This is a genomic window from Rhodococcus sp. PAE-6, assembly GCF_025290685.1.
Taxonomy (GTDB): Bacteria; Actinomycetota; Actinomycetes; order Mycobacteriales; family Mycobacteriaceae; genus Rhodococcus; species Rhodococcus pyridinivorans.
Genome location: NZ_JAOCLZ010000076.1, coordinates 1 through 1172 on the forward strand (window position 1 = coordinate 1; position 1172 = coordinate 1172).

Consider the following 1172-nt stretch of genomic DNA (forward strand, 5'->3'; position numbering starts at 1 on the left):
CTTGAAATCCGTCATCGTTCCGTCCGTCCAATCTCCGCCAAGCATGCTCAAGCTTCACGATTTTTGCAACAGAGCCCACACGAGTATTGAGCATAGTCGAGATTGGTGCAGATCACTTCTGATATTGAACTGTCAGGAGCTGGCTGCACAACAGCCATTACGCCCAATCAACTGGTGCAGTCGTCTTCTGAAAATGACATTTGGTATCTCTCATAAACGGATGTTTTTGAGAGAACTATCTTCGGCCTTCACACGCACGAAAGGCGGCGAAGCTCCGCCGTTAATCCGTCCGCCGGAGATCTCGCCCAGGCAGGCTGAAGGCCGAGCAAGCCTGACAGGCCCGAAAAGCCCGGCACGGGCGTCGGCGGCGATGACGGCGGCGGCATTATCCAGGGTTGATGATGGAAGTGGAGGATATCGACAACCTCTCGCGCAACCAAGACATCGCGGTCGGACTGCAAGTGATCTTGAAGCCACGGGCCCGTCCCACCCCGACATGGACCTCGATGCCCGAACGGACGTTAGATTTCGAGTTCTAGGCGTTCTGCGATGAAGGTTGGATCCCAGCCGGGATTGAAAGTGTCGACGTGGGTGAATCCGAGCCGCTCGTATAGGCCACGCAGGTTCGGGTGGCAGTCGAGCCGCAGCTTGGCGCACCCCTGCGTTCGCGCGGCATGGCGGCAAGCCTCGATCAGCGCGGAGCTGACACCCCGGCCCGCATGTGTCCGTCGCACCGCGAGCTTGTGCAGATATGCGGCCTCCCCCTTGAGGGCGTCGGGCCAGAACTCGGGATCCTCGGCCGACAAGGTGCAACAGCCGACGATGCCGTCGCTGCAACTCGCGACTAGGAGCTCGGATCTCAGGACGAAGGTCTCCGCGAATGTCCGGTCGATCCGCGCGACGTCCCAGGCGGGCGTTCCCTTGGCGGACATCCACGCCGCAGCGTCGTGCATCAGCCGCACAACCTCGTCGATATCACCCGAGCAGGCGACCCGAACGTTCGGAGGCTCCTCGCTGTCCATTCGCTCCCCTGGCGCGGTATGAACCGCCGCCTCATAGTGCAGTTTGATCCTGACGAGCCCAGCATGTCTGCGCCGGCTCTGTTGCAAAAATCGTGAAGCTTGAGCATGCTTGGCGGAGATTGGACGGACGGAACGATGACGGATTTCAAG

General features: G+C 60.1%; 1 protein-coding gene. It reads right to left on the bottom strand.

Features of this window, described 5'->3' with window-relative positions; translation table 11 throughout:
* Window positions 1-521: 521 nt before the first annotated feature.
* Complete coding sequence (locus NVV99_RS26265; RefSeq protein ID WP_000376623.1) at window positions 522-1022, bottom strand: GNAT family N-acetyltransferase; 501 nt, start codon at window positions 1020-1022, stop codon at window positions 522-524.
* Window positions 1023-1172: the final 150 nt, after the last annotated feature.

Excerpts from the sequence above, each read along its gene's own strand:
- NVV99_RS26265 (WP_000376623.1), bottom strand. The coding sequence starts at position 1,022 with ATGGACAGCGAGGAGCCTCCGAACGTTCGGGTCGCCTGCTCGGGTGAT.